At 67.2% G+C, this 19,151-nt stretch carries 17 protein-coding genes; 10 read left to right on the top strand and 7 right to left on the bottom strand.

Going from position 1 to position 19,151, the window contains the following annotated elements:
• Positions 1-98: 98 nt before the first annotated feature.
• The 3 genes from TY25_RS23425 to TY25_RS40715 are packed head-to-tail and all read right to left on the bottom strand — an operon-like array spanning position 99 to position 3,430.
• Positions 99-1,514 carry a cytochrome P450 gene (locus TY25_RS23425; RefSeq protein WP_081869045.1) on the bottom strand — a complete coding sequence of 472 codons (1,416 nt, stop codon included), beginning with the start codon at positions 1,512-1,514 and terminating at the stop codon, positions 99-101.
• Between the two features lie 58 nt (positions 1,515-1,572).
• Positions 1,573-2,856: a serine hydrolase domain-containing protein gene (locus TY25_RS23420; protein WP_042259169.1), complete on the bottom strand. Its 1,284-nt coding sequence runs from the start codon at positions 2,854-2,856 to the stop codon at positions 1,573-1,575.
• Between the two features lie 37 nt (positions 2,857-2,893).
• Positions 2,894-3,430, bottom strand: a complete 537-nt coding sequence (locus TY25_RS40715) for a DUF6764 family protein (protein ID WP_052383137.1) — start codon at positions 3,428-3,430, stop codon at positions 2,894-2,896.
• A gap of 191 nt (positions 3,431-3,621) precedes the next feature.
• Here TY25_RS40715 and lppU point away from each other — a divergent pair, with 191 nt between their 5' ends.
• Both lppU and TY25_RS23405 read left to right on the top strand, forming a co-directional pair.
• Positions 3,622-4,227, top strand: coding sequence for an LppU family putative lipoprotein (lppU, locus tag TY25_RS23410; RefSeq protein ID WP_042259168.1), 606 nt, complete (start codon positions 3,622-3,624; stop codon positions 4,225-4,227).
• Between the two features lie 49 nt (positions 4,228-4,276).
• Positions 4,277-5,755: an MFS transporter gene (locus TY25_RS23405; RefSeq protein ID WP_042259167.1), complete on the top strand. Its 1,479-nt coding sequence runs from the start codon at positions 4,277-4,279 to the stop codon at positions 5,753-5,755.
• Between the two features lie 66 nt (positions 5,756-5,821).
• Here TY25_RS23405 and TY25_RS23400 read toward each other — a convergent pair whose 3' ends face one another.
• On the bottom strand, positions 5,822-6,520 hold the full coding sequence (locus TY25_RS23400) for a chymotrypsin family serine protease (RefSeq protein WP_029897474.1): 699 nt from the start codon (positions 6,518-6,520) through the stop codon (positions 5,822-5,824).
• Positions 6,521-7,047: 527 nt separating this feature from the next.
• Here TY25_RS23400 and TY25_RS23395 point away from each other — a divergent pair.
• The 8 genes from TY25_RS23395 to TY25_RS23360 are packed head-to-tail and all read left to right on the top strand — an operon-like array spanning position 7,048 to position 15,649.
• Entirely contained in the window at positions 7,048-7,866 is an 819-nt protein-coding gene (locus TY25_RS23395; protein WP_014989178.1) for an ABC transporter permease, read from the top strand.
• Positions 7,867-8,730 carry an ABC transporter permease gene (locus TY25_RS23390; protein ID WP_042259166.1) on the top strand — a complete coding sequence of 288 codons (864 nt, stop codon included), beginning with the start codon at positions 7,867-7,869 and terminating at the stop codon, positions 8,728-8,730. It begins immediately after the preceding gene.
• A 6-nt stretch (positions 8,731-8,736) separates the two neighbouring features.
• Positions 8,737-10,236, top strand: coding sequence for an MlaD family protein (locus TY25_RS23385; protein ID WP_042259165.1), 1,500 nt, complete (start codon positions 8,737-8,739; stop codon positions 10,234-10,236).
• Positions 10,233-11,276: an MCE family protein gene (locus TY25_RS23380; protein ID WP_042259164.1), complete on the top strand. Its 1,044-nt coding sequence runs from the start codon at positions 10,233-10,235 to the stop codon at positions 11,274-11,276. Before TY25_RS23385 ends, TY25_RS23380 begins: the two co-directional genes overlap by 4 nt.
• The gene (locus TY25_RS23375) at positions 11,276-12,274 is read left to right on the top strand and encodes an MCE family protein (RefSeq protein ID WP_042259163.1); all 999 of its coding nucleotides are present in this window, start codon (positions 11,276-11,278) and stop codon (positions 12,272-12,274) included. Before TY25_RS23380 ends, TY25_RS23375 begins: the two co-directional genes overlap by 1 nt.
• Positions 12,271-13,380: an MCE family protein gene (locus tag TY25_RS23370; protein ID WP_042259162.1), complete on the top strand. Its 1,110-nt coding sequence runs from the start codon at positions 12,271-12,273 to the stop codon at positions 13,378-13,380. Before TY25_RS23375 ends, TY25_RS23370 begins: the two co-directional genes overlap by 4 nt.
• 8 nt (positions 13,381-13,388) lie before the next feature.
• Positions 13,389-14,480, top strand: a complete 1,092-nt coding sequence (locus tag TY25_RS23365; protein WP_042259161.1) for an MCE family protein — start codon at positions 13,389-13,391, stop codon at positions 14,478-14,480.
• Positions 14,477-15,649 carry an MlaD family protein gene (locus TY25_RS23360; protein WP_042259160.1) on the top strand — a complete coding sequence of 391 codons (1,173 nt, stop codon included), beginning with the start codon at positions 14,477-14,479 and terminating at the stop codon, positions 15,647-15,649. Before TY25_RS23365 ends, TY25_RS23360 begins: the two co-directional genes overlap by 4 nt.
• 1,032 nt (positions 15,650-16,681) lie before the next feature.
• On the opposite strand, the gene TY25_RS23350 is transcribed toward TY25_RS23360, so the two are convergent.
• The 3 genes from TY25_RS23350 to lhgD all read right to left on the bottom strand — a co-directional run bounded on the left by TY25_RS23350 (position 16,682) and on the right by lhgD (position 19,136).
• Positions 16,682-17,293 carry a ribonuclease H family protein gene (locus TY25_RS23350; protein ID WP_042259158.1) on the bottom strand — a complete coding sequence of 204 codons (612 nt, stop codon included), beginning with the start codon at positions 17,291-17,293 and terminating at the stop codon, positions 16,682-16,684.
• 10 nt (positions 17,294-17,303) lie between these two features.
• Positions 17,304-17,777: an SRPBCC family protein gene (locus TY25_RS23345; RefSeq protein ID WP_014989168.1), complete on the bottom strand. Its 474-nt coding sequence runs from the start codon at positions 17,775-17,777 to the stop codon at positions 17,304-17,306.
• A 168-nt stretch (positions 17,778-17,945) separates the two neighbouring features.
• Complete coding sequence (gene lhgD / locus TY25_RS23340) at positions 17,946-19,136, bottom strand: L-2-hydroxyglutarate dehydrogenase (protein WP_042259157.1); 1,191 nt, start codon at positions 19,134-19,136, stop codon at positions 17,946-17,948.
• Positions 19,137-19,151: the final 15 nt, after the last annotated feature.

Here is a 19,151-nt window from a genome sequence, read left to right as displayed (position 1 = left end):
GCCGGTCCGCCTTCACGTGGTTCAGTGAAAGTTACCGGTCACGTCGGCGAGTCCGCCGCGTCGCGGACCGCCGCTGGTAGGCCGCCGCACCGACACGGTCAAACATCTTCGTGACGTAAATCACTCACGATGTCGAACCGAATCGGTCGATGCGGACCGGTTGCTATGTTGTGCGGCACCGAAATTGGCGTGCGTCCGTTCGCATACCGTTGCGGCAGGTGCAACCGCACGTCGCCGATAATGGTGGCCAACGCAATTCGCAGTTCATAGTCCGCCAGCGCCGCGCCGACGCACCGCCGATGCCCGCCGCCGAACGGCGCGAATTCGTAGGGCCGATATCGGCGTTCGAGAAACCGCTCCGGGCGAAACAGTTCGGGTGCGGACCACACCGCCGGATCCGAATGCAGCAACGGCACCGCGACCCCCATCGTGTCCCCTGCCGCCAGGGCGATTCCGCACAGCGTGCCCGGCGCGGTCAGCCTGCGCACCACGATCGGCACCGCGGGGTGCAGCCGCAGCGTCTCCTGACACACCGCGTCCAGATAGGGCAGCCGCGCCAGCTCCGCCGGATCGGCCTCCCGTCCGGTGGTCCGCAGTTCCGCGCGTAGTCGTTCCAGCATCGGCGGCGCGCGGTGCAGGTGATACAGCGCCCAGACGAGAGTCGTCGCGGTGGTCTCGTGCCCGGCGACGAGCAGCGTGCGCAGCTCGTCACACAGCTCCGTGTCGGAAATCGCGGTGCCGTCGTCGTACCGGGTGCTCAGCAGCAGGCCGAGCAGGTCGGTCGTGCGGCGGTGCGGATCGGCTCGCCGGCGGGCGATGTCGGCGCGGATCAACCGGTCCAGCCGGGCCCGCGCCCGGACGAACCGATCCCACGGCCCGCGTCCGAAAGCCTTGCGCCGCAACACCGGCAGCAGCATCAGCGGCCCGGAGAACGCGTCCAGGAACGCGCCGATCGCACCGACGTATTCGGCTCGGTGCCGTGGGCTGTGCACGCCGAACACGGCCGTGAGGATCACCTGCAACGTGATCGAACGCGCTGCCGCCCGCGCATCGATGCGCACCCCGGGAACCCACGCCGGGCCGGTCTCCCCTGCCAGTTCCGCGCGGGTGACGTCTCTGATGAGTGCACCGTATTCGCGGATCCGCGTGCTGTGGAACGCGGGCGTGAGCAGGGCCCGATCGCGACGATGCCGCGCACCCGCGGCCAAGATCAGCGACGCCGAGCCGACCAGCGGCTCGATCGGATTGGGCCGCGGCGGTTCGACGGATTCGACGGGTGCCCGGAACAATTCGCGCGCCCCCGCGGCGGTACCCGTGAACAACGCCGACCCCATACCGGGAAACTCACAGTAGATGGGGTCGCCGTCGCGCGCCCGCCGCCAGCGGAAATACCGCTCGAAATCCAGTCCCGCCCGCAGTGCGTGCCACAGCAACGGCCGCGGTCGCGGTAGCTGCGCGACCGGTATCGGCGGCGCGTGCGGGCCGGTATCGGCGGCGTCCTCTTCCATACTCATAGCAACGAGCCGGCCGCGGCTGAGGTTCGACCCGGCCATGCGGTCGCCGCGGCGTGGCTCAGTCGCTCTCGTCGACCGTGACCGCGGGCTTGGCCTTGCGCACCGTGGCTCGCGCCGTCGCCGCCAACCGGGCCAGCCTGGCATCACCGAGCGCCGTCACCGCGTTGCCGAGCCGGTTGGTGACGAACGCGATGGACATGCCCAGCTCCGGATCGGCGTAGGCGCCGGACCCGCCGACACCGTAGTGGCCGAACGCTTTTCGCGGTTGCTGCTTGGACATCAGCACCGGCCGGTGATAGCCGAGGGTGAAGCGCAGCGGCAGGCCGAGCACATAGTCCCGGCTCTCCGCGGGCTGCACCTGGTTGATCGTCTCGATCGTCTCCGGTCGCAGGAAACGCACCGTCCGGCGGCCACCACCGGGCTGCGGGAGTTCCACCGTGCCGCGGTTGGCGAGCGCGCCGTACATCCTGGCCAGTGCGCGCGCCGAGAAGACGCCGTTCCAGCCGGGCATCACCGCGTCGTGCACCCGCGGGTCGCGGACCAGTTCGTCGAAGCTCTCCGGCATGCCCGCCTCGGCGAGCCCGCGGATCGGCCGCACCCAGGACAGCACCGATGACGCGGTGTTCCAGCGGATCCCGGGCGGGCTCAGGTGCGGGAAGATCTTGGCGATCCGGTATCGCTCGGATTCCGGTACCCGGAACCAGAACTCGTCGAGGTCGAGCGGTTCGGCGATCTCGCGGCGCACCACCTCGGTGAACGGATCACCGGTGACTCGCTGCACGATCTCGGCGACCAGCCAGCCGAAGGTGATCGCGTGATAGCCGGAGGTGCGGATGCGGCGCGGGTCGGCCGGGCTCTCGGCCAGCGCGGTGACCACGGCCGCGTAGTCGAGAATGCCCTCCCGGCCGGGTACCAGGCCGCGCACCCGATGCAGCCCGGCCCGGTGCGACAGCACATCGCGCACCGTGATGTCGGCCTTGCCGTGCGCGCCGAACTCGGGCCAGTAGGTGGCCACGGGCGCGTCGTAATCGATCAGGCCGCGCTCGGCGAGCCGGTGCACGACGGTGGAGGCGACGCCCTTGCCGGTGGAGAAGGTCAGCGCGACGGTCTCGCCGTTCCAGCGCCGGTCCTTGGCGGCCCAGCCGCCCCAGATGTCGACCACCGGCCTGCCGTCGAGGTAGACGGCCAGCGCGCCGCCGCCGCGGCTGGGTTGCTCGAACATGCCGAAGAATTGGTCCGCGAGCCGGATGAAGCGCGGGTCGACCAGCATCTCCCGGGGCGGGAGGAGTTCGCCGCGCTCGGCGCGACCGTCGAAGCCGCCTGCCGCCGTTGCCGAAACCATGAGGTCACCTCCTGACCACCGATCGTCGGACCGTCCCTCAGGGTAACCGCTCGTCGCCGGTCTGCCAGCGGCCCAGCGGGGTGCTGAGGCAGGTGTCGCCGGTGCTCGAATTCCAGGCGAAGGCCCCGCCGCCCAGGCAGACCACGTCGGCCTCGGCGGTCCGCGCGCTCGCGCGCGACCCTTCGAAGGCGACCGAGACCGCGAGCACCGGCGGCCAGGCGGACGAAACATCGTCGCGATCAATGGAACTGAGCGCGATGGCGTCCTGTCCGACGCCGATCGCCAGCGGTATGCCGCCCGAACCCTCGCCCGCGCCGACCCCGCCCGCGATGCCGATGCCGAGCGCGCGGGCGCCTGCCGTGGCATTCGCGTAACCGATACCGTCGATACCGAGCGATTTGGCCTCACCCAGCAGGTCGGTGGCTGCCCGGCAGGCGGTCCTGCCGTCGATTACGGTGATGTCGGTCCCATGCGCCGAAGTGCATTGCACGTCGGTAGCTGAGGCGGTGCCGGAAAAGGTCAGCGAGACCCCCGCCGCGGCAGTCGCGCATACGATCGCGCTGATCAGCTTCACGGACAAACTCCTCTCGCACCGAAAACACCACTGTACTCAGATCGGTTGCTAGCAGCCTGATTCCGCAGTCGGGTCGACGTGTGCGCGGTCCATGGTGTATGCATGGCGTGTATTTCAAGCACTGCTTTGCGCACTTCGAATTCTTTCCAGGGGGTCCGAGTTCGAAGCACTACAGCTCGGGAGGACTGTACGTGTCTGGTCAACTGACCTGGGGTCGTGTCGCGTTTGCGACGTTGGTCGGTGTTGCCGCCCTCGCGCTGGTGGGCTGTAGCTCCACCATCAGCGGTCACGCGCAGCCCGCGGTGAACAACGGCACCATCGATGCCGTCTCGGTCACGCCCAAGCCTTCGTCCGGCAAGCCGGCGCCCACCAGCACGAACAAAGGTGGCAACACCGACTTCGAGGCGAACATCGGCGACTGCGTCACGCTCGGCGGCACGACCAGCAACGCCACCATCGCGAAGGCCTCGTGCGGCAGCCGGGCAGCCAACTACAAGGTGATCGGCAAGGCGCCCAAGAGCACGGCCTGCGTCGGCGACGCCGACAACTACTACGCCGAAACCCTCAACGGCATCGAACAGGGCGCGTACTGCCTGGATATCGACTGGGTGGTCGGCGGCTGCATGGATGTCGGCGGCGACGATCCCAAGCGGATCGACTGCACCGGCGCGACGCCGCAGAAGGGCGTCAAGGTGGTCAACCGGGTCGAGGGCGCGAGCGATGTCAGCGCCTGCGACAGCGGTTCCGGCTATGTCTACGAGGAACGGCGTTTCGTGGTCTGCGTCCAGGAACTCTGACACCACCGGAATACCGCCGCTGTTCGATCCTGCGCACTATGTTGGGTCGGTGAGCACGACTGATCTCCCGCGGCTGAAATCGTCCACCGGGCGCTGGATTCTGCTCGGCACGATCCTCGGTTCGTCGGTGGCTTCGCTGGACGCCACCGTCGTGAACATCGCGCTGCCCCGGATCGGCGAATCGCTCGACACCGACGTCGCGGGCCTGCAATGGACACTGAACGGTTACACGCTGACCTTGGCGTCGTTCATCCTGCTCGGCGGCTCGCTGGGCGACCGGCTCGGCCGGCGCAAGGTATTCGTCTGGGGCACCATCGCGTTCGCGCTCGCCTCGGTGCTGTGCGGCGCCGCGATGAACATCGAGATGCTGGTGTTCGCCCGGATTCTGCAGGGTGTGGCCGGTGCGATGCTGACCCCGGGCAGCCTCGCCCTGATCTCCTCGTCGATCGATCGGCGTGATCAGGGCGCGGCGATCGGTTTGTGGTCGGGGTTCGCCGGCGTCTCCGGCGCGCTCGGCCCGTTCCTCGGCGGTTGGCTGATCGAGGTGGCGGGCTGGCGCTCCATCTTCTTCATCAATGTGCCGCTCGCGGTGGTGGTCGTGCTGGTCGCGTTGAAACATGTGCCGGAGAGCCGTGATCCGAACGCCGGCACCCGATTGGACGTGCCGGGCGCGTTCGTGGTCGCGCTCGCCCTCGGCGCGCTGACCTTCGGCCTGATCGACACCATGCCGCTGCTCGTGGTCGGCGGGCTGCTGCTGCTCGCCGCGTTCGTGGCGATCGAATTGCGCAGCGACCATCCGCTGGTGCCGCCGGCGTTGTTCGCCTCGCGGGTCTTCACCGCGGCCAACCTGGTCACGCTCGCGGTGTACGCCGCGCTCGGCGGCGTGTTCTTCCTGCTGGTGCTGGAACTGCAACTGGTGGCGGGGTATTCACCACTTATGTCGGGTGTCGCGACCGTGCCCGTCACGCTGGTCATGTTGCTGCTGTCCGCGCGGGCGGGCCGGTGGGCGCAGGTGCACGGCCCGCGCCTGCCGATGACGGTCGGTCCGTTGCTCGCCGCGGGTGGGCTGGTGCTGCTGCTCCGGATCGGCCCGGACACCACGTATGTCACCGATGTGCTGCCCGGCGTGCTCGTCTTCGGGCTCGGGCTCACCGCGCTGGTCGCCCCGCTGACCGGGGCAGTGCTCGGCGCGGTGCCGTCGAGCGAGGCGGGCATCGCCTCCGGGGTGAACAATGCGGTCGCGCGCACCGCGCAACTGCTCGCCGTCGCCGCGCTGCCCGGCCTGGCCGGAATCTCCGGTGCGCTGGGCGATTCCGTCGCGTTCGACCGCGGCTTCGCCAAGGCCATGTGGATCTGCGTCGGGCTGCTGATCGCGGGCGCGGTGCTCGCCGGTGTGCTGCTGCGTTCGCCGCGGCGCCCGCCGGCCCTGGACAACGTGGACTGCCTGCCGCAGTGTGCCGCGGCCACCGGACCCGCCCTCGCGCCGAGCGAGCGAGCGCCGCAGTCGGACGAGCGAGCGGCGCAGTGAGGGTGTGCACAAAAAGGCGGCGCACCACTGTCGCAGTGGTGCGCCGCCGTGCTGTTTCGGGGAACGTCAGATCGGGCGGAATCCCGCTCCGATGCCGCCGCGGGCGTTGACGTCGTCGGTGATCGTGGACATGTTGGTGCCCACCTCGGGGCCGAAGCACGCGACGGCGAGGTAGGCGTTGACCATGCCGACCAGCGTGGAGCCGACGACGACCGGTGCGCCGGAATCGCCTTCCACGACGCACATCTGACTCCAGGTCTCGGTGTTCGACCCGAACACGTCGCCCCAGCTGATGCCGCAGGTATTGCCGGTGGTCCGGCCTTCCTTGCAGACGATCGTCGGGAACTGGGCCGGTCCGCCGAGCCCGGTGATGGTGACGTTGCCGATCCGGTTCACCGGGATCATCTTGTTCTCGTTGAATTCCAGGACGGCGTAGTCCAGGTCGTGGTTGGAGTAGACGAACCGGCCGATCACGCCGGCGCCGCGGTCGGCCTCGGCGTACACCTCGTAGCCGGGTTCGCCGCAGTGCCCGGCGGTGAAGCCGACGAGGCGCCCCGCGCCGTCGCGGCCGACCGTGGTGACCGTGCACTCGAACAACTGGTCGCTGAGGGCTCCCGGCGTGTCGGAGATGATGATGCCGGAGCCGCCGCCCACGACCGGTGGGCCGGGATCGGCCTGCGCGGCCCCCGCGCCCGTCCCCAGCAGCGCCGCACCCAGGGCTACGGCGAAGGCGGCGTTGGCCACCTTGGCGAGTTTGCTGAACATGTCCCTCCAGACGTCGGAAGCCCGCACGATATCAATCTGTCGCACCCATCGTGTCAGTAATTCTGTCCGGGCGCGTCATCTACAGCAGGGTGTCCACGACGGCCCGAGATCAACCCTATTGTCCATAGCGAAAAGCTATGGAAAATCCTTTTGTTCGGTTCCTGTTTGTACTTCGGTAGTAGTGCGGTCCGTTTCGTACGGTTCCGGAATCGAAAGTGATTTTGCCTGAATATTGTCCGAACAAATTGCCCGGATGGTCCGTTCCGAGCCGTCGTTTCCCTGCTTGACCTGTCACTTGTGCCAACGTTGCGGCCCACCTGTTTGGGCTATGCCCCAATGTCGATGTCCCACGTCATAGCGTTACGTGCGCTGTGGCGGAGGTCTATGACTGCAATCACAAGAGGGTGGTGTGTTCTGGCTTACTACGTAGTAAGGTGCGTCAAGCAAACAAGTCGTCGGGGCAGCCAACCGGCGTCGAGAGGGGTTAGCCAGTGCAGTCGACCGAGAGTCCACCAACAGGGTCACGGATGAGTGATGCGGTCGATTGGACCAAGGGTTACTGGGCAGACCATCCGAAGGCTTCGCTGGAAACCTTCGGTCGCCAGATCACCATGGGGATCGCGGCGGTTGCCGAACTTTTCGTCTCGATCTTCCGTCGCCGCTTCCCTTTTCGTGAGTTCATCCGCCAGTGCGCGTTCATGTCGAGCGTCTCGGCGGCGCCCACGCTGCTCGTCGCCATTCCGATCGGTGTCATCGTATCGATCCAGGTCGGCTCGATCGCCGGGCAGGTCGGTGCGACCTCCTTCATCGGCGCGGCCAACGGCCTCGGCATCATCCAGCAGGGCGCTCCCCTCGTCACCTCGCTGATGATCGCCGGCGCGGTCGGCTCCGCGGTCTGCGCCGACCTCGGCTCGCGCACCATCCGCGAAGAGATCGACGCGATGAAGGTGATGGGCGTCGACCCGATGCGCCGGCTGGTTGCTCCGCGCCTCGGCGCGGCCATGCTGGTCAGTGTGCTGCTGTGCGGCTTCGTCGTCTTCGTCGGTTTCTTGACCGGTTACATCTTCAATATTTTCGCGCAGAACGGAACGCCCGGTTCATATATCGGTACGTTCTCCTCGTTCGCCGTCACGCGTGATCTTCTTGTCGCACTGGTGAAATCGCTGATATTCGGTTTGCTCGCGGCGATCATCGCGTGCGACAACGGACTGAATGCCCGCGGCGGCCCGGGCGGCGTGGCCAACGCGGTCAATTCGGCGGTGGTGAGTTCGGCGATCATGTTGTTCGGCGTGAACCTGATAATCACTCAGGTGTACAACGCACTGTTCCCGTCCCAGGTGGTCTGAGTGTCGTCGACATATGTTCCCCCGCTGCTGCGGCCGTTCCAACAGCTCCGCAAGGGCGCGTCGGCGCCGGCGAACCTGCTCGCCAAACTGGGCCACCAGGTGTTCTTCCTGTTGCGCTCGATCGGCTCGATTCCGTTGGCGCTCAAGCACTACCCGAAGGAAGTGTGGCGGCTGCTCTCGGATGTCACCTGGGGCAACGGGAACCTGGTCGTCGGTGGCGGCACCATCGGCGTCGTGGTCATCCTCAGCGCCTTCGGCGGGATGACCGTCGGCATCCAGGGCTACAACTCGCTGAACCTGCTCGGCCTGAGCCCGATCACCGGCGCGATCTCCGCGTTCGCCACCACCCGGGAGATCGGCCCGCTGCTCGCCACGATCGCGTTCGCCGCGCAGGCGGGCTGCCGGTTCACCGCGCAGCTGGGCGCCATGCGGATCTCCGAGGAGATCGACGCGCTGGAGTCCATCGCGATCCGGCCGCTGCCCTACCTGATCAGCACCCGGATGTTCGCCGCGATGATCGCCATCATCCCGCTGTACTGCCTGGGCCTGGCGATGGCCTACATCTCCTGCTCGCTGACCGTGCAACTGATCGGCGGCACCGCCAGCGGCACCTACCAGCACTACTTCTACCAATTCCTGGTACCGACCGACGTGGTCTATTCGCTGGTGAAGGCGATCCTGTTCGTCGCGGTCACCACGTTCATCCAGTGCTACTACGGTTTCTTCGCCTCCGGTGGACCGGAGGGTGTCGGTGTCGCGGCCGGCCGGGCGATCAAGGTGTGCATCATCGCGGTCGTCTTCGCGAATCTGTTCATGACATTGGCGATCTGGGGCGTCACCGCCGGAATCCGGATCTCAGGGTAGGACGAGATGATCATTGATCCGAGTGGGCGTGGTCCCACCATGCGCCAGCTGCTCCTCGCGGGTGTCGGCGGGCTGGTCGTCTTCGCGATCGTGCTGGCGTTCTTGATGGGCCGATACACCGGTTACTTCGTCGACAAGGTCAACGTCGTCGCGAACCTGACCACCACGGGTGACGGGCTGCCGGAGAAGGCGGACGTCAAGTTCCGCGGCGTGCTCGTCGGCGAGGTCGCCGACGTCGAGGTCGCGGCCAAGGGCGAGCTGCAGAAGGTGCAGATCGAGATGAAGCCCGAGTTCGCGAAGGGCGTGCCGTCGAACGTCACCGCGCGGGTGGTGCCGAGCAACCTGTTCGCGGTCACCTCGGTCGAGCTGGTCTTCAATGGCCCGGCCGATCAGTATCTGCGCGAGGGTTCGGTCATCGAGGAGGACCGCAGCGCGGGCACGCTCGCGCTGCAGGACACCCTGACCACGGTGCGCAACATCCTGGACCGGATCGATCCGATGCAGTTCGGGCGCGTGCTCGGCACGCTCTCGCAGGCGCTCGACGGCAGCGGCCGGATGCCCGGCTCCACCGTCGAACGGTTCGATCGCTGGTTGCAGTCGGTGGACGACTCCATCCCGAACCTCGGCGTGATGCTCGGTGACCTGTCCGCGTCGATGCACGCGCTGAACCAGTCCGCGCCCGAATTGCTCGATGTGCTCGGCACTTCCGTCGATACCGCGCGCACCATCGCCGACCGGCGCACCGATCTCGTCGCGTTGATCACCGGCACCGGCAGCACGGTCGACACCGTGAACGATCTGTTCGCGCGCAATGGTGACGTGGGCAAGCAGGTCACCGTGGGCATGAGCGATATGTTCGGCGCGGTGGCCGCGGATCCGTCCGCGATCACCAACACGATCCTGAATCTCAGTGAGATGGTGCGCCGGATGGACACCACCTTCACCTGGGGTCCGCAACAGCAGCAGCGCTGGAACGCGGGTATCACGCTCACGCCGTACAAGCCGTACACCGTGGCCGACTGCCCGCGCTACGGCGAGCTGGCCGGACCGAGCTGTGCCACCGCGCCCGCAGTGAACGAACTGCCGCCGCTGCCGGACAAGCTGAAGCCGCGCGCGCTGGAATCGGCCGCCGGGCTGCCGCCGGTAGTGCCGATGCCGGGCCTGCCGTTGATCCCGGGCGTCACCATGCCCAACCCGGCGGCTGCTGCGGGCCCGGTGGCCGGCGAGCCGCGCCCGTTCGCGGGCACGCCGCTGGAGGGCCTGTTCCCGATGTTGCCCGGTCTGTTCGGACAGCAGCCCGCCCCCGCTCCGGCGCCCGCGCCGGGCCCGGTGGCGCCGGCCGCCGCACCGGCGGGCACACCGAAGGTCGGGGAGATCTCCTACCAGGGCGACGCCGCGATCACCCAGCTGCTCGGGCGGCAGCCGACCACCGCCGAATACCTGCTGTTGAGCTCGATCTTGAAGGGCGGGACCATGCACGTGGCCCAGAGCGAGGCGAGCCGATGAGTATAAAAAAGCCGCTGATCGGGTTCGGCATCTTCGCGCTCGTCTCCATCCTGGTGACGGTCGTCGTCTGGAATACCCTGGCGCGCATCGTCCAGGGCGACACCAACACCTACTCCGCGACGTTCTCCGATGTGCTCGGCTTGCATACCGGTGACGACGTCCGGATGGCCGGCGTGCGGGTCGGCAAGGTCGAGAAGATCGAGCTGAACCGCGATCCGAAGTCCAAGAAGCAGGTGGCGAAGGTGACCTTCGTCGTGCAGCGGGATCAAACCCTGTTCGACGACACCAAAGCCCTGGTGCGTTACCAGAACCTGATCGGGCAGCGCTACGTCGCGCTGGCGCCGGGCAAGGCGCCGAGCCCGGCGCAGCTGAAGAACAACGGATCGATTCCGCTGGAGCGCACCGAGCCGTCGTTCGACGTCTCGGGCCTGCTCAACGGTTTTCAACCGCTGTTCCAGGCGCTGCAGCCCGAGCAGGTGAACCGGCTGTCCGAGACCTTCATCCAGGCCCTGCAGGGCGACGGAGTCTCGTTGAGCGCGTTCATCGTGCAGGCCGCGCAGCTGGCCACCGATTTCCAGCGGCGGGACGCGATCCTGTCCGATGTGATCGTCAACCTGTCCGGCGTGATGTCGGGGTTGGCCAAACGAGGTGATGAATTGGAGACCTTGGTGACCCAGACCCGGGCCTTGATCGGCGGGTTGTACGAGCAGGGTCAGTCGTTGCAGTCCTCGACCGTGCAGATCGCGAACGCCACCAGCTCGCTGGTGGACATGGTCGGCAACATCCAGCCGAAGCTGCAGACCGCGCAGAACTCCACCAGCGCGGCCCTCACGCTGCTGCTGAACAACGGCGCCAAGCTCGACCAGATGGCGATCGACCTGCCGAACATCGTCTCGATCGGTGGCAAGCACACCTCCGAGGGCGGCTACGCCAACGCCTACCTGTGCGGCTTGGACGTCTCGCTGTACGGCGTGCTGTTCCCGCGCGGTCTGTTCTCGCAGATCGGCGGCACTTCGCACTCGGCGGTGTGCCGCCCATGATGACCAAGCTCAAGACCAAGTTCGACAACAACCGCTACTTCTGGCTGGGCATCATCGGCGGCGCGCTCATCGTCGCGCTGCTGCTCGCCTCCAGCGCGATCAAGCTGCTCGGCGTCGGTGAGCAGTCGATCAAGGCCGAGTTCGTGCAGGCCGCGGGCATCAAGGTCGGCGACCGGGTGGCCATCGCGGGCGTGACGAGCGGCCGGGTGGACGGCGCGAAACTCGAGGGCGACCACGTGCTGCTGACGCTGAGCGTCGACAACGGGGTGAAGCTCGGGCCGGACGCGCGCGCGTCGATCAAGATGGCGACGCTGCTCGGTGCCCGGTATGTGGATCTGGAGCCCGGTGACGGCACCGGCCTGAAGGGCGGCCGAATCCCGGTGTCCAACACCGCCGTTCCGTACAACCTCGCCGATGTGGTGCAGGTCGGCACGCCGAAGTTCGAGGCGCTCGACACCAAGAAGCTGTCCGAGTCGCTGAACCTGATCAATCAGCAGATGGGCGATTCGCCGCAGCTGATGGCGCAGGCGCTCGACAGCGTCGGCGCGCTGGCCAAGGTGATGGACACCCGCCGCGACGAGGTGGACAGCCTGCTCAAGGACCTGAACCGGGTCACCCAGATCCTGGGCGACAACCGCAACAGCGTGCTGCTGGTGATCACCCAGGGCGAGGCCATCGCGAACCGGGTGATGGAGCGGCAGGGGCTGCTGCGTCAGCTGCTCGACAACGTCGCCCAGCTCACCAAGCAGCTGCAGGCGATCGGCGCGGAGAACGACAACCAGCTCGGCCCGACCATCCAGCAGCTCAACACCATGGCCGAGGGCCTGCAGAAGAACAAGGACAATCTGGACCGGTTGCTTTCGCTGATGCCGCCGACGGTGCGCTACCTGGCGAACTCCTGGGGCGGCAGCGGACCGTACGGCGACGTCGGTCTTCCGTGGCTGTTCCCGGACAACTGGTTGTGCTTCGCCAATGCGATCGAGGGGTGCCAGGGATGAGCTTCGCCAAGACCGTCAAACTCCGTTCCCTCGCCAAGCTGGTGCTGGCCAGCGCGGCCGCACTGACCGTCGGAAGCTGCTCGCTGGTGCCGTCCTCGGTGAACAACGCACTGGGCCAGACGATTCGGATCACCGCGGACTTCGAGAACATCGCGGGCATCTACGAGGGCAACCCGATCACCGTGCTCGGGCTCGATGTCGGCAAGGTCGAGAAGATCGTGCCGAAGGGCACCCTCGTCGAGGTGCACATGTCGATCAACAACGACGTGAAGATTCCGAAAGACGCGATGGCTGCGATCATTTCGCCGTCCATCGTGACCGACCGGCACGTCGAGCTCACCCCGGTCTACACCAAGGGCGACACGCTGGCCGACGGTGCGCACCTGCCGCTGGCCAAGACCAAGACGCCGGTCGAGCTGGACACGATGATCAAGACCATCGATCAGTTCGCCGCCGCGCTCAAGCCGGAACCGGGCAGCGAAGGCATCGGCCCGCTCTCGGGCCGGGTGCTGTACCCGATGGTGAACGGCAACGGCGAGAAGATGCGTGACACGCTCAACGCCCTGTCCGGCGCGCTGAAGATCGGTGTCGACAACAAGGACGCGGTGTCCAACATCATCGTGAAGCTGAACGAGCTGACCACGATGCTGGCCGACAACGACCAGTCGGTGCGCGATTTCAGCAACCGGATGACCCAGCTCACCGGGCTGCTCGCGGAGCAGTCCCCCGGTTTGCAGGCGACGTTGAACCAGATCAACGACTTCCTCGCCAACACCAGCACGACCCTGGTGCAGTACCAGGACCAGCTGGCGGGTTCGATGGCCGGACTCACCAATGTCACCCAGCAGTTGCGCGACAACGCCTACGGCATCACCGAGGTCGTCGACGTGGCGCCGCTGGCCTTCCAGAACGTCGACAAGATCATGAACCGCGAGCACGGCTACGTGCGCCTGCACGCGGTCATCGGCACGGCCCTCACCGGCGACATCCTGAGCCTGTTCTGCGAACGCATCCAGATGAAGGCGGAGGGCTGCCGTACCGGATACGGCCAGGACTTCGGGCCGGATTACGGCCTCACGGCAGCGCTGCTCGGACTGACGAAATGACGTATCGAATGACGATCAAGGCACGACGGGCGCTGATGGCGGTGGCGGCGGTGGCGGCCGTGTCGGTCACCTCCGGGTGCGGTCTCACGGTGGAGAAGCTGCCGCTGCCCAAACCGGGTGTCGGCGGCGAAACCTACACGGTTCACGCGGTTTTCGAGAACGCACTGAACCTGCCCGATCAGGCGAAGGTGAAGATCGGCGGCTCGGATGTCGGCGTGGTCTCCAAGATCACGACCAAGAACTTCCAGGCGGTCGTCGACCTGCAGATCAGCAAGGACATCGAGTTGCCCGAGGGCAGCACGGCCGAGCTGCGCCAGGCCACCCCGCTCGGTGACGTGTTCATCGCGGTGTCCAAGCCGAAGACCGAGTCGGGCGCGACCATGCTGCGCGACGGCGCCACCCTGGGGCTGGACAAGACCTCTGCGGGCGCGACCGTCGAGCAGCTGCTGATCTCGATCTCCATGCTGTTCAACGGTGGTGGCGTCGCCAGCCTCAGCAAGCTGACCTCGGAGCTGGACTCCATCGTCGGCGGGCGCGGCGGCCAGCTTTCCCACCTGATCACCGAAATGACCGGGGTGATCGGCAGTTTGAACGACAACAGCGCGAAGGTGGACGGGGTGCTGACCGAGTTCAGCGCACTGGCCAACACCATCGAGACCCGGCGCAACGAACTCGGCCAGGTGGCCGACACCCTGCCGCAGATGATCGGCGCGATCGCCGAGAACAACCGCGCCATCGGTGATCTGCTCACCAAGGTGTCGACCACCAGCGCCGCGCTCGGCGACTACGCCAACACCTCCGGCGAGCAGCTCGGCAGTCTGCTGGACAACACCCGGCAGCTGATGGACGCGCTCTCGGCCACCGGCGACAACCTCGAGATCCTGCTCGATCGGGCACATGTGTTGCGGCCCAAGCTCGACGCGACCTTCAAGGGCAAGAGCTTCGCGGTCTACGCCACCGCGACCAACCTCGACCTCAGCGCGCTGACCGACCCGGAGCACGGCAGGCTGCAGAACGTGCAGGATCTGCAGGACTTCGCGGGCAGCCTGATCCAGGTGCTGCAGATCGTGCAGTCCCGAGTGCAGGGGGGTCACCGGTGATCGCGAAGCTGAAGGAGCACAAGCTGATCCTGTCGACCATCGGCCTGGTGCTGGTGTTCGTCATCGGCGCCGCCTATCTGATGGTGAGCGTTATGCGGGTCAACCCGTTGCGGTCCAACTACACCGTCACGGTGAACCTGGACCGTTCCGGCGGGCTGCAGCCGGGCAACGACGTGACGTTGCGCGGCTATCGCATCGGCAAGGTGACCTCGATCGAACTCACCGATCGCGGCCAGGCCATCGCGGCGTCGGCCCAGATCGAGAGCAAGTTCAAGATCCCGGTCGACACCGACATCTCGGTGCAGGCGCTCTCCGGTGCGGGCGAGCAGTACATCGACTTCCGCCCCGGCACCGAGCAGGGCCCTTACCTCGGGGACGGCGCGGTGATCAAGTTCGATGCCGCCAAGATCAAGACCCCGACCCCGATCTGGTCCGTGCTGGACAATTCCAGCGCCCTCATCGCGCAGGTCGACCCGGACAAGTTCGGCGTGATCCTCAGCGAGCTCGACACCGCGCTCAGCGGTGGCCCGGATCAGTTGCGCGGCATGGTCAACGGCATCAGCCTGGCCATGGCCGGCTTCGACAGCCTGCTGCCGCAGACCACCAACCTGATCAGCAACCTGCGCACCATCGCCGAGACCACCTCCAACGCTCAGCCCGACCTCGCCACGCTGACCCGCAACTCCGGCACGCTGTTCGAGCAGTTCAACAACGCGAACGCCGAACTGCAGGGCGTGCTGGAGCGGGCGCCGGGGCAGCTGGCCGGGCTCGGCGCGGTGCTCGACAAGACCAGCGACCCGATCACCAGCCTGGCCGCCAACTTCTCGGCGATGACCAAGGCCGCGCAGCTGCGGTTGCCCGCGCTGCGCGCGCTGTTCCCCTCGCTCGCGGCCGGTGCCGAGGCGCTGGGTGTGCCGGCGCACGACGGCGAGTTCCACGCGATCCTCGATCTGTGGCCGCGCCCGTTCTGCACCTACAACACCCCGCAGATCCGTAACGAAACCGTGCAGGACGGCTCGATTCCGAAGTGGAACTACTGCGAGAATCCGCCTCCTGGCATGTACATTCGCGGCGCCGCGAACGCGCCGCGGCCAGATGTGCCGAACAACGGCGCGCACATGCCGCCGGGTGTCGATCCGAACGAACGGACCATGCCCCCGGTGCGGTGAGTAGCCCCCGGCCCCGCGTCGACCGCGCGGGTCCGGGCATACTCGCCGGTAGAACGCGTACGGTTCGCCCGAGATGCGGGCCCGTCAGTCGATCGGTGCGCCCGCGCGCCGGGAAAGTGCAGGTTTGTATCGATGTCCACCGACGACGCCGACACCAACAAGGACGCCGAGACCGTGGCGGATGCCACGAAGGATGCGGGCGAGCAGTCCGAGACCGCGGCAGCCACGCCCGAGCTGTCCAAGACCGAGGCGGCGCCGGCCGACGAGGCCGACAAGTCGGACCGGGTCAGCACGCCCACGACCGATCTCGGTAAGGGCGCGGGCAAAGCGGCCGTGTCGGGCCGGTCCGGCTCGATGCCGCTGATCGCGGCCTTCGTGGCGGGCGTGCTCGCGGTCGCGGCGATCACCGCGGTGGTGGTGTTCTTCCTGCAGGGCAAGGATCGCGGCGACAAGCTCGACGCGATCCGGGACGCGACCAACGCCGCGTGCTCGTTCGGCAAGGACGTCTCGATCTACGACTACTCGAAGGACCTCGACGGCTACTTCACCAAGGTGAAGGCCGGCGCGAGCGGCGAATTCCTGAAGGAGTTCGACGACGCGACCAAGGCGCTCAAGGACGCCATGGTCCAGGCCAAGGTGAAGTCCTGGGTGGACGACGTGCAGTGCGGTTACCAGTCCGGCGACAAGACCTCGGCGAACGTGCTCGTCACGCTGACGCAGTACCGGACCAACTTCACCCAGTCGAACCCGGAGCGGCAGTTCGTCGTGGTGATCGCGCAGCTCACCAAGTCCGGCGACAAGTGGCTGGTCGAGAAGCTCGATTCGCCGATGCTGAAGGGGGCGGGCACCGGCCTGCCCGGTGCGCCCGCTCCGGCGCCGAATGCGCCCGCCGGACCGGAGGGTCAGCCCGCTCCGACCGAGCAGCCAACCCCGCCCCGGGCAACTGATCCCGCGACGGTAAGGCACCGAGCGCCTCCGGCGGTGGGCCGAGCCACCACCGCCGGAGGTCATTCGGGCGGCCATTCCTCGAAATCAGAACAGCGTCAATGCCTGTGGCGCCGACGGCGCGGCCGCCTTCCCCGCGGCCTGTCCCGAGACGGCAGCCGGTGTGCGCGACCGTTCGGGCTTCTGCTGCAACACGTCCGGCACCGCCGGCGCTTCTTCCACAGTCACCGCGGGGATTTCCGCGGTGTTCGCCTCGGCGACGGCTGCCGAGGCGGCCGCCTTCCGAGCCGCTTCTCCGGCAAGCGCGTCGGCCTGCTCGTTGAAGTAGTTGCCGACATGGCCACGGACCCAACGGAATCGGACCGGGCCGGGCCTGCTGGCGATTGCTTTGTCGATCTGGCGGATGAGTTCGACGTTCTTCACGGCGCCGCCGGTCGAGGTGCGCCAGCCGTTGAGCCGCCAGCTGGAGATCCACTCCGACGCGCACTTGATCGCGTAGAGCGAATCGCTTTCGATCAGCAGGGGTTCCGAATCGGGATGGGCGAGAATCGCTTCCAGTACCGCGCGCAATTCCGCGACCTGGTTCGTGCCGGACGCGCCGCCGCCGCTGGCCGAGGAGCCCTGATGATTGACCCACGCCCAGCCGATGGCGCCGCCGGGGTTGCGCAGGCAGGATCCGTCGGTGCTCACGATGATCATGGCTGGCACCCTACGCAATCCGACCGACAAGATCGGTACCGTGGAATTCTTCTATCTCCCTTCGCAATTGGGACTCGGTGCGGCGGAGCGCCGATTTCACGGCGGAGTCCACCAAACCGACGCAGAGGCGCCCCGCGAAGCCGCGCGGTGGACTGTACTCCGCCTCCGACGTCAGCACCGACCTCCCGTAACCGAGTGGGTCGAAGCGCAGCGTCAGGGTCCCGGATAAACGCCCACGCAGCGTATACCCGATCACGACGTTGCGGCGATATTCGGTGACCTCGCATGTCATGGCCGGCCGCCAGAACATCAGCAGCCGGGTGGCGGCGGTGAACGTGGCGCCGAGGCCGTGGTCGAGCTCTCCGTCGGGTTCGAAGCCGGCGACGCCGAACATCCAATCCGGGACGAACAGGTGGTTGTCCGTATAGGTGAAGGCGACCTCGACAGGCGCTCCGACGTCACTCGCGTACTTGATATGGCCCATGGGCCCTCCCATTTCCACGACTGGCGTTAAAAGTACTACAGCTCTCCTCTTTATTGGAGGGGTTGCGCGGGATTTGGCACGAGCCTTTTTCGCATTGCGACCGGGCGGTTGCTTGGTTGCTCACAGCCGGTCAACCGGCTTATAAAACCTTCCGGTTTGTTCTTTGTGTCAGAGCTGAGCGACGATGTGCTCGGCGATCGGCATCGCCGAGGTGGCGGCGGGCGACGGCGCGTTGAGCACGTGCACCGAGCGCGGCGTGCGCTCGATCATGAAGTCGTGCACCAGGGTGCCGTCCCGCAGCACCGCCTGCGCGCGGATGCCCGCCTCGCGCGGTCGCAGATCCGCCGCCGTCAACTCGGGGCAGTATTTGCGGCACTCGGCCAGATAGCCCCGTTTGAACACCGAGTTGCGCAATTCGCGCAGCCCGGTCCGGATATTGGCCCTGGCCACCCGGTGTACTCCGGGAAAGCTGAGCACCGCGCCGGCGTCCCTGGCGTCGAAACTGCCCTTGCGATAACCCTCCCTGGCCAGCCCGAGCACCGCGTTCGGGCCGACGGTCAGGGTGCCGTCGATGGTCGGGCTGAGGTGGACGCCGAGGAACGGCAGCTCCGGATCGGGGATCGGATAGATGAGCGTGCGCACCAATCCGGCCCGCTCCGGCGGCAGCTGGTAGTACTCGCCGCGGAACGGCACGATCCGAAAGTCGTTGCGCAGCCCGGCCATCCGGGCCAGCCGATCGGCCTGCAGGCCTGCGCACACCACCAGGGTCCGCGCCGACCACGACCCCGCCGGTCCGGCCGCGGTGACCGCGCTGTCGGTCTCGGTGAGCGCGGTGACCTCGGCGCCGAACACCAGTTCTCCGCCCGCCGCCGCGACCTCGGCGGCCAGCGCGGCGGTGATCCGGGTGTAGTCGACGATGCCGGTGTCCGGCACGAACAACGCGCCGATCCCGCGCACCTTCGGTTCCCGCCTGCGGAGTTCGGCGGCATCGATCAGCTCGACCGCCACCCCGTTGGTCACCGAGCGCTCGTGCAGCGCCAGCATCCGCTGCTGCTCGGCCGCGTCCGTGGCGACCAGCAGCTTGCCGCAGACCTCGAACGGAATCCCTTGGGCCGCCGCGAATTCCTTGGTCCAGCGCGCGCCCTGGCGGCACAGCCGCGCCTTCAGGCTGTCCGGCGGATAGTAGATGCCCGAGTGGATGACCCCGCTGTTGTGCCCGGTCTGGTGGGTGGCCAGGGCGCCGGCCTTCTCTAGCAGCACCAGGGTCGCGCCGGGGTGCCTGCGCAGGATGCGGTGCGCGGTCGCCACCCCGACGATGCCACCGCCGATCACGCAGAAGTCGTACATGCTGTGCGGCATACGAGCACCCTAGGC

It is taken from the genome of Nocardia brasiliensis NBRC 14402, assembly GCF_000308475.2.
Classification (GTDB): Bacteria; Actinomycetota; Actinomycetes; order Mycobacteriales; family Mycobacteriaceae; genus Nocardia; species Nocardia brasiliensis.
This window is presented reverse-complemented; position numbering and strand designations above follow the sequence as displayed.

Coding starts and splice junctions, on each gene's coding strand:
- TY25_RS23425 (WP_081869045.1), bottom strand. CDS start 1,514: ATGAGTATGGAAGAGGACGCCGCCGATACCGGCCCGCACGCGCCGCCG.
- TY25_RS23420 (WP_042259169.1), bottom strand. CDS start 2,856: ATGGTTTCGGCAACGGCGGCAGGCGGCTTCGACGGTCGCGCCGAGCGC.
- TY25_RS23400 (WP_029897474.1), bottom strand. CDS start 6,520: ATGTTCAGCAAACTCGCCAAGGTGGCCAACGCCGCCTTCGCCGTAGCC.
- TY25_RS23395 (WP_014989178.1), top strand. CDS start 7,048: ATGAGTGATGCGGTCGATTGGACCAAGGGTTACTGGGCAGACCATCCG.
- TY25_RS23385 (WP_042259165.1), top strand. CDS start 8,737: ATGATCATTGATCCGAGTGGGCGTGGTCCCACCATGCGCCAGCTGCTC.
- TY25_RS23380 (WP_042259164.1), top strand. CDS start 10,233: ATGAGTATAAAAAAGCCGCTGATCGGGTTCGGCATCTTCGCGCTCGTC.
- TY25_RS23375 (WP_042259163.1), top strand. CDS start 11,276: ATGACCAAGCTCAAGACCAAGTTCGACAACAACCGCTACTTCTGGCTG.
- TY25_RS23370 (WP_042259162.1), top strand. CDS start 12,271: ATGAGCTTCGCCAAGACCGTCAAACTCCGTTCCCTCGCCAAGCTGGTG.
- TY25_RS23365 (WP_042259161.1), top strand. CDS start 13,389: ATGACGATCAAGGCACGACGGGCGCTGATGGCGGTGGCGGCGGTGGCG.
- TY25_RS23350 (WP_042259158.1), bottom strand. CDS start 17,293: ATGATCATCGTGAGCACCGACGGATCCTGCCTGCGCAACCCCGGCGGC.
- TY25_RS23345 (WP_014989168.1), bottom strand. CDS start 17,777: ATGGGCCATATCAAGTACGCGAGTGACGTCGGAGCGCCTGTCGAGGTC.
- lhgD (WP_042259157.1), bottom strand. CDS start 19,136: ATGCCGCACAGCATGTACGACTTCTGCGTGATCGGCGGTGGCATCGTC.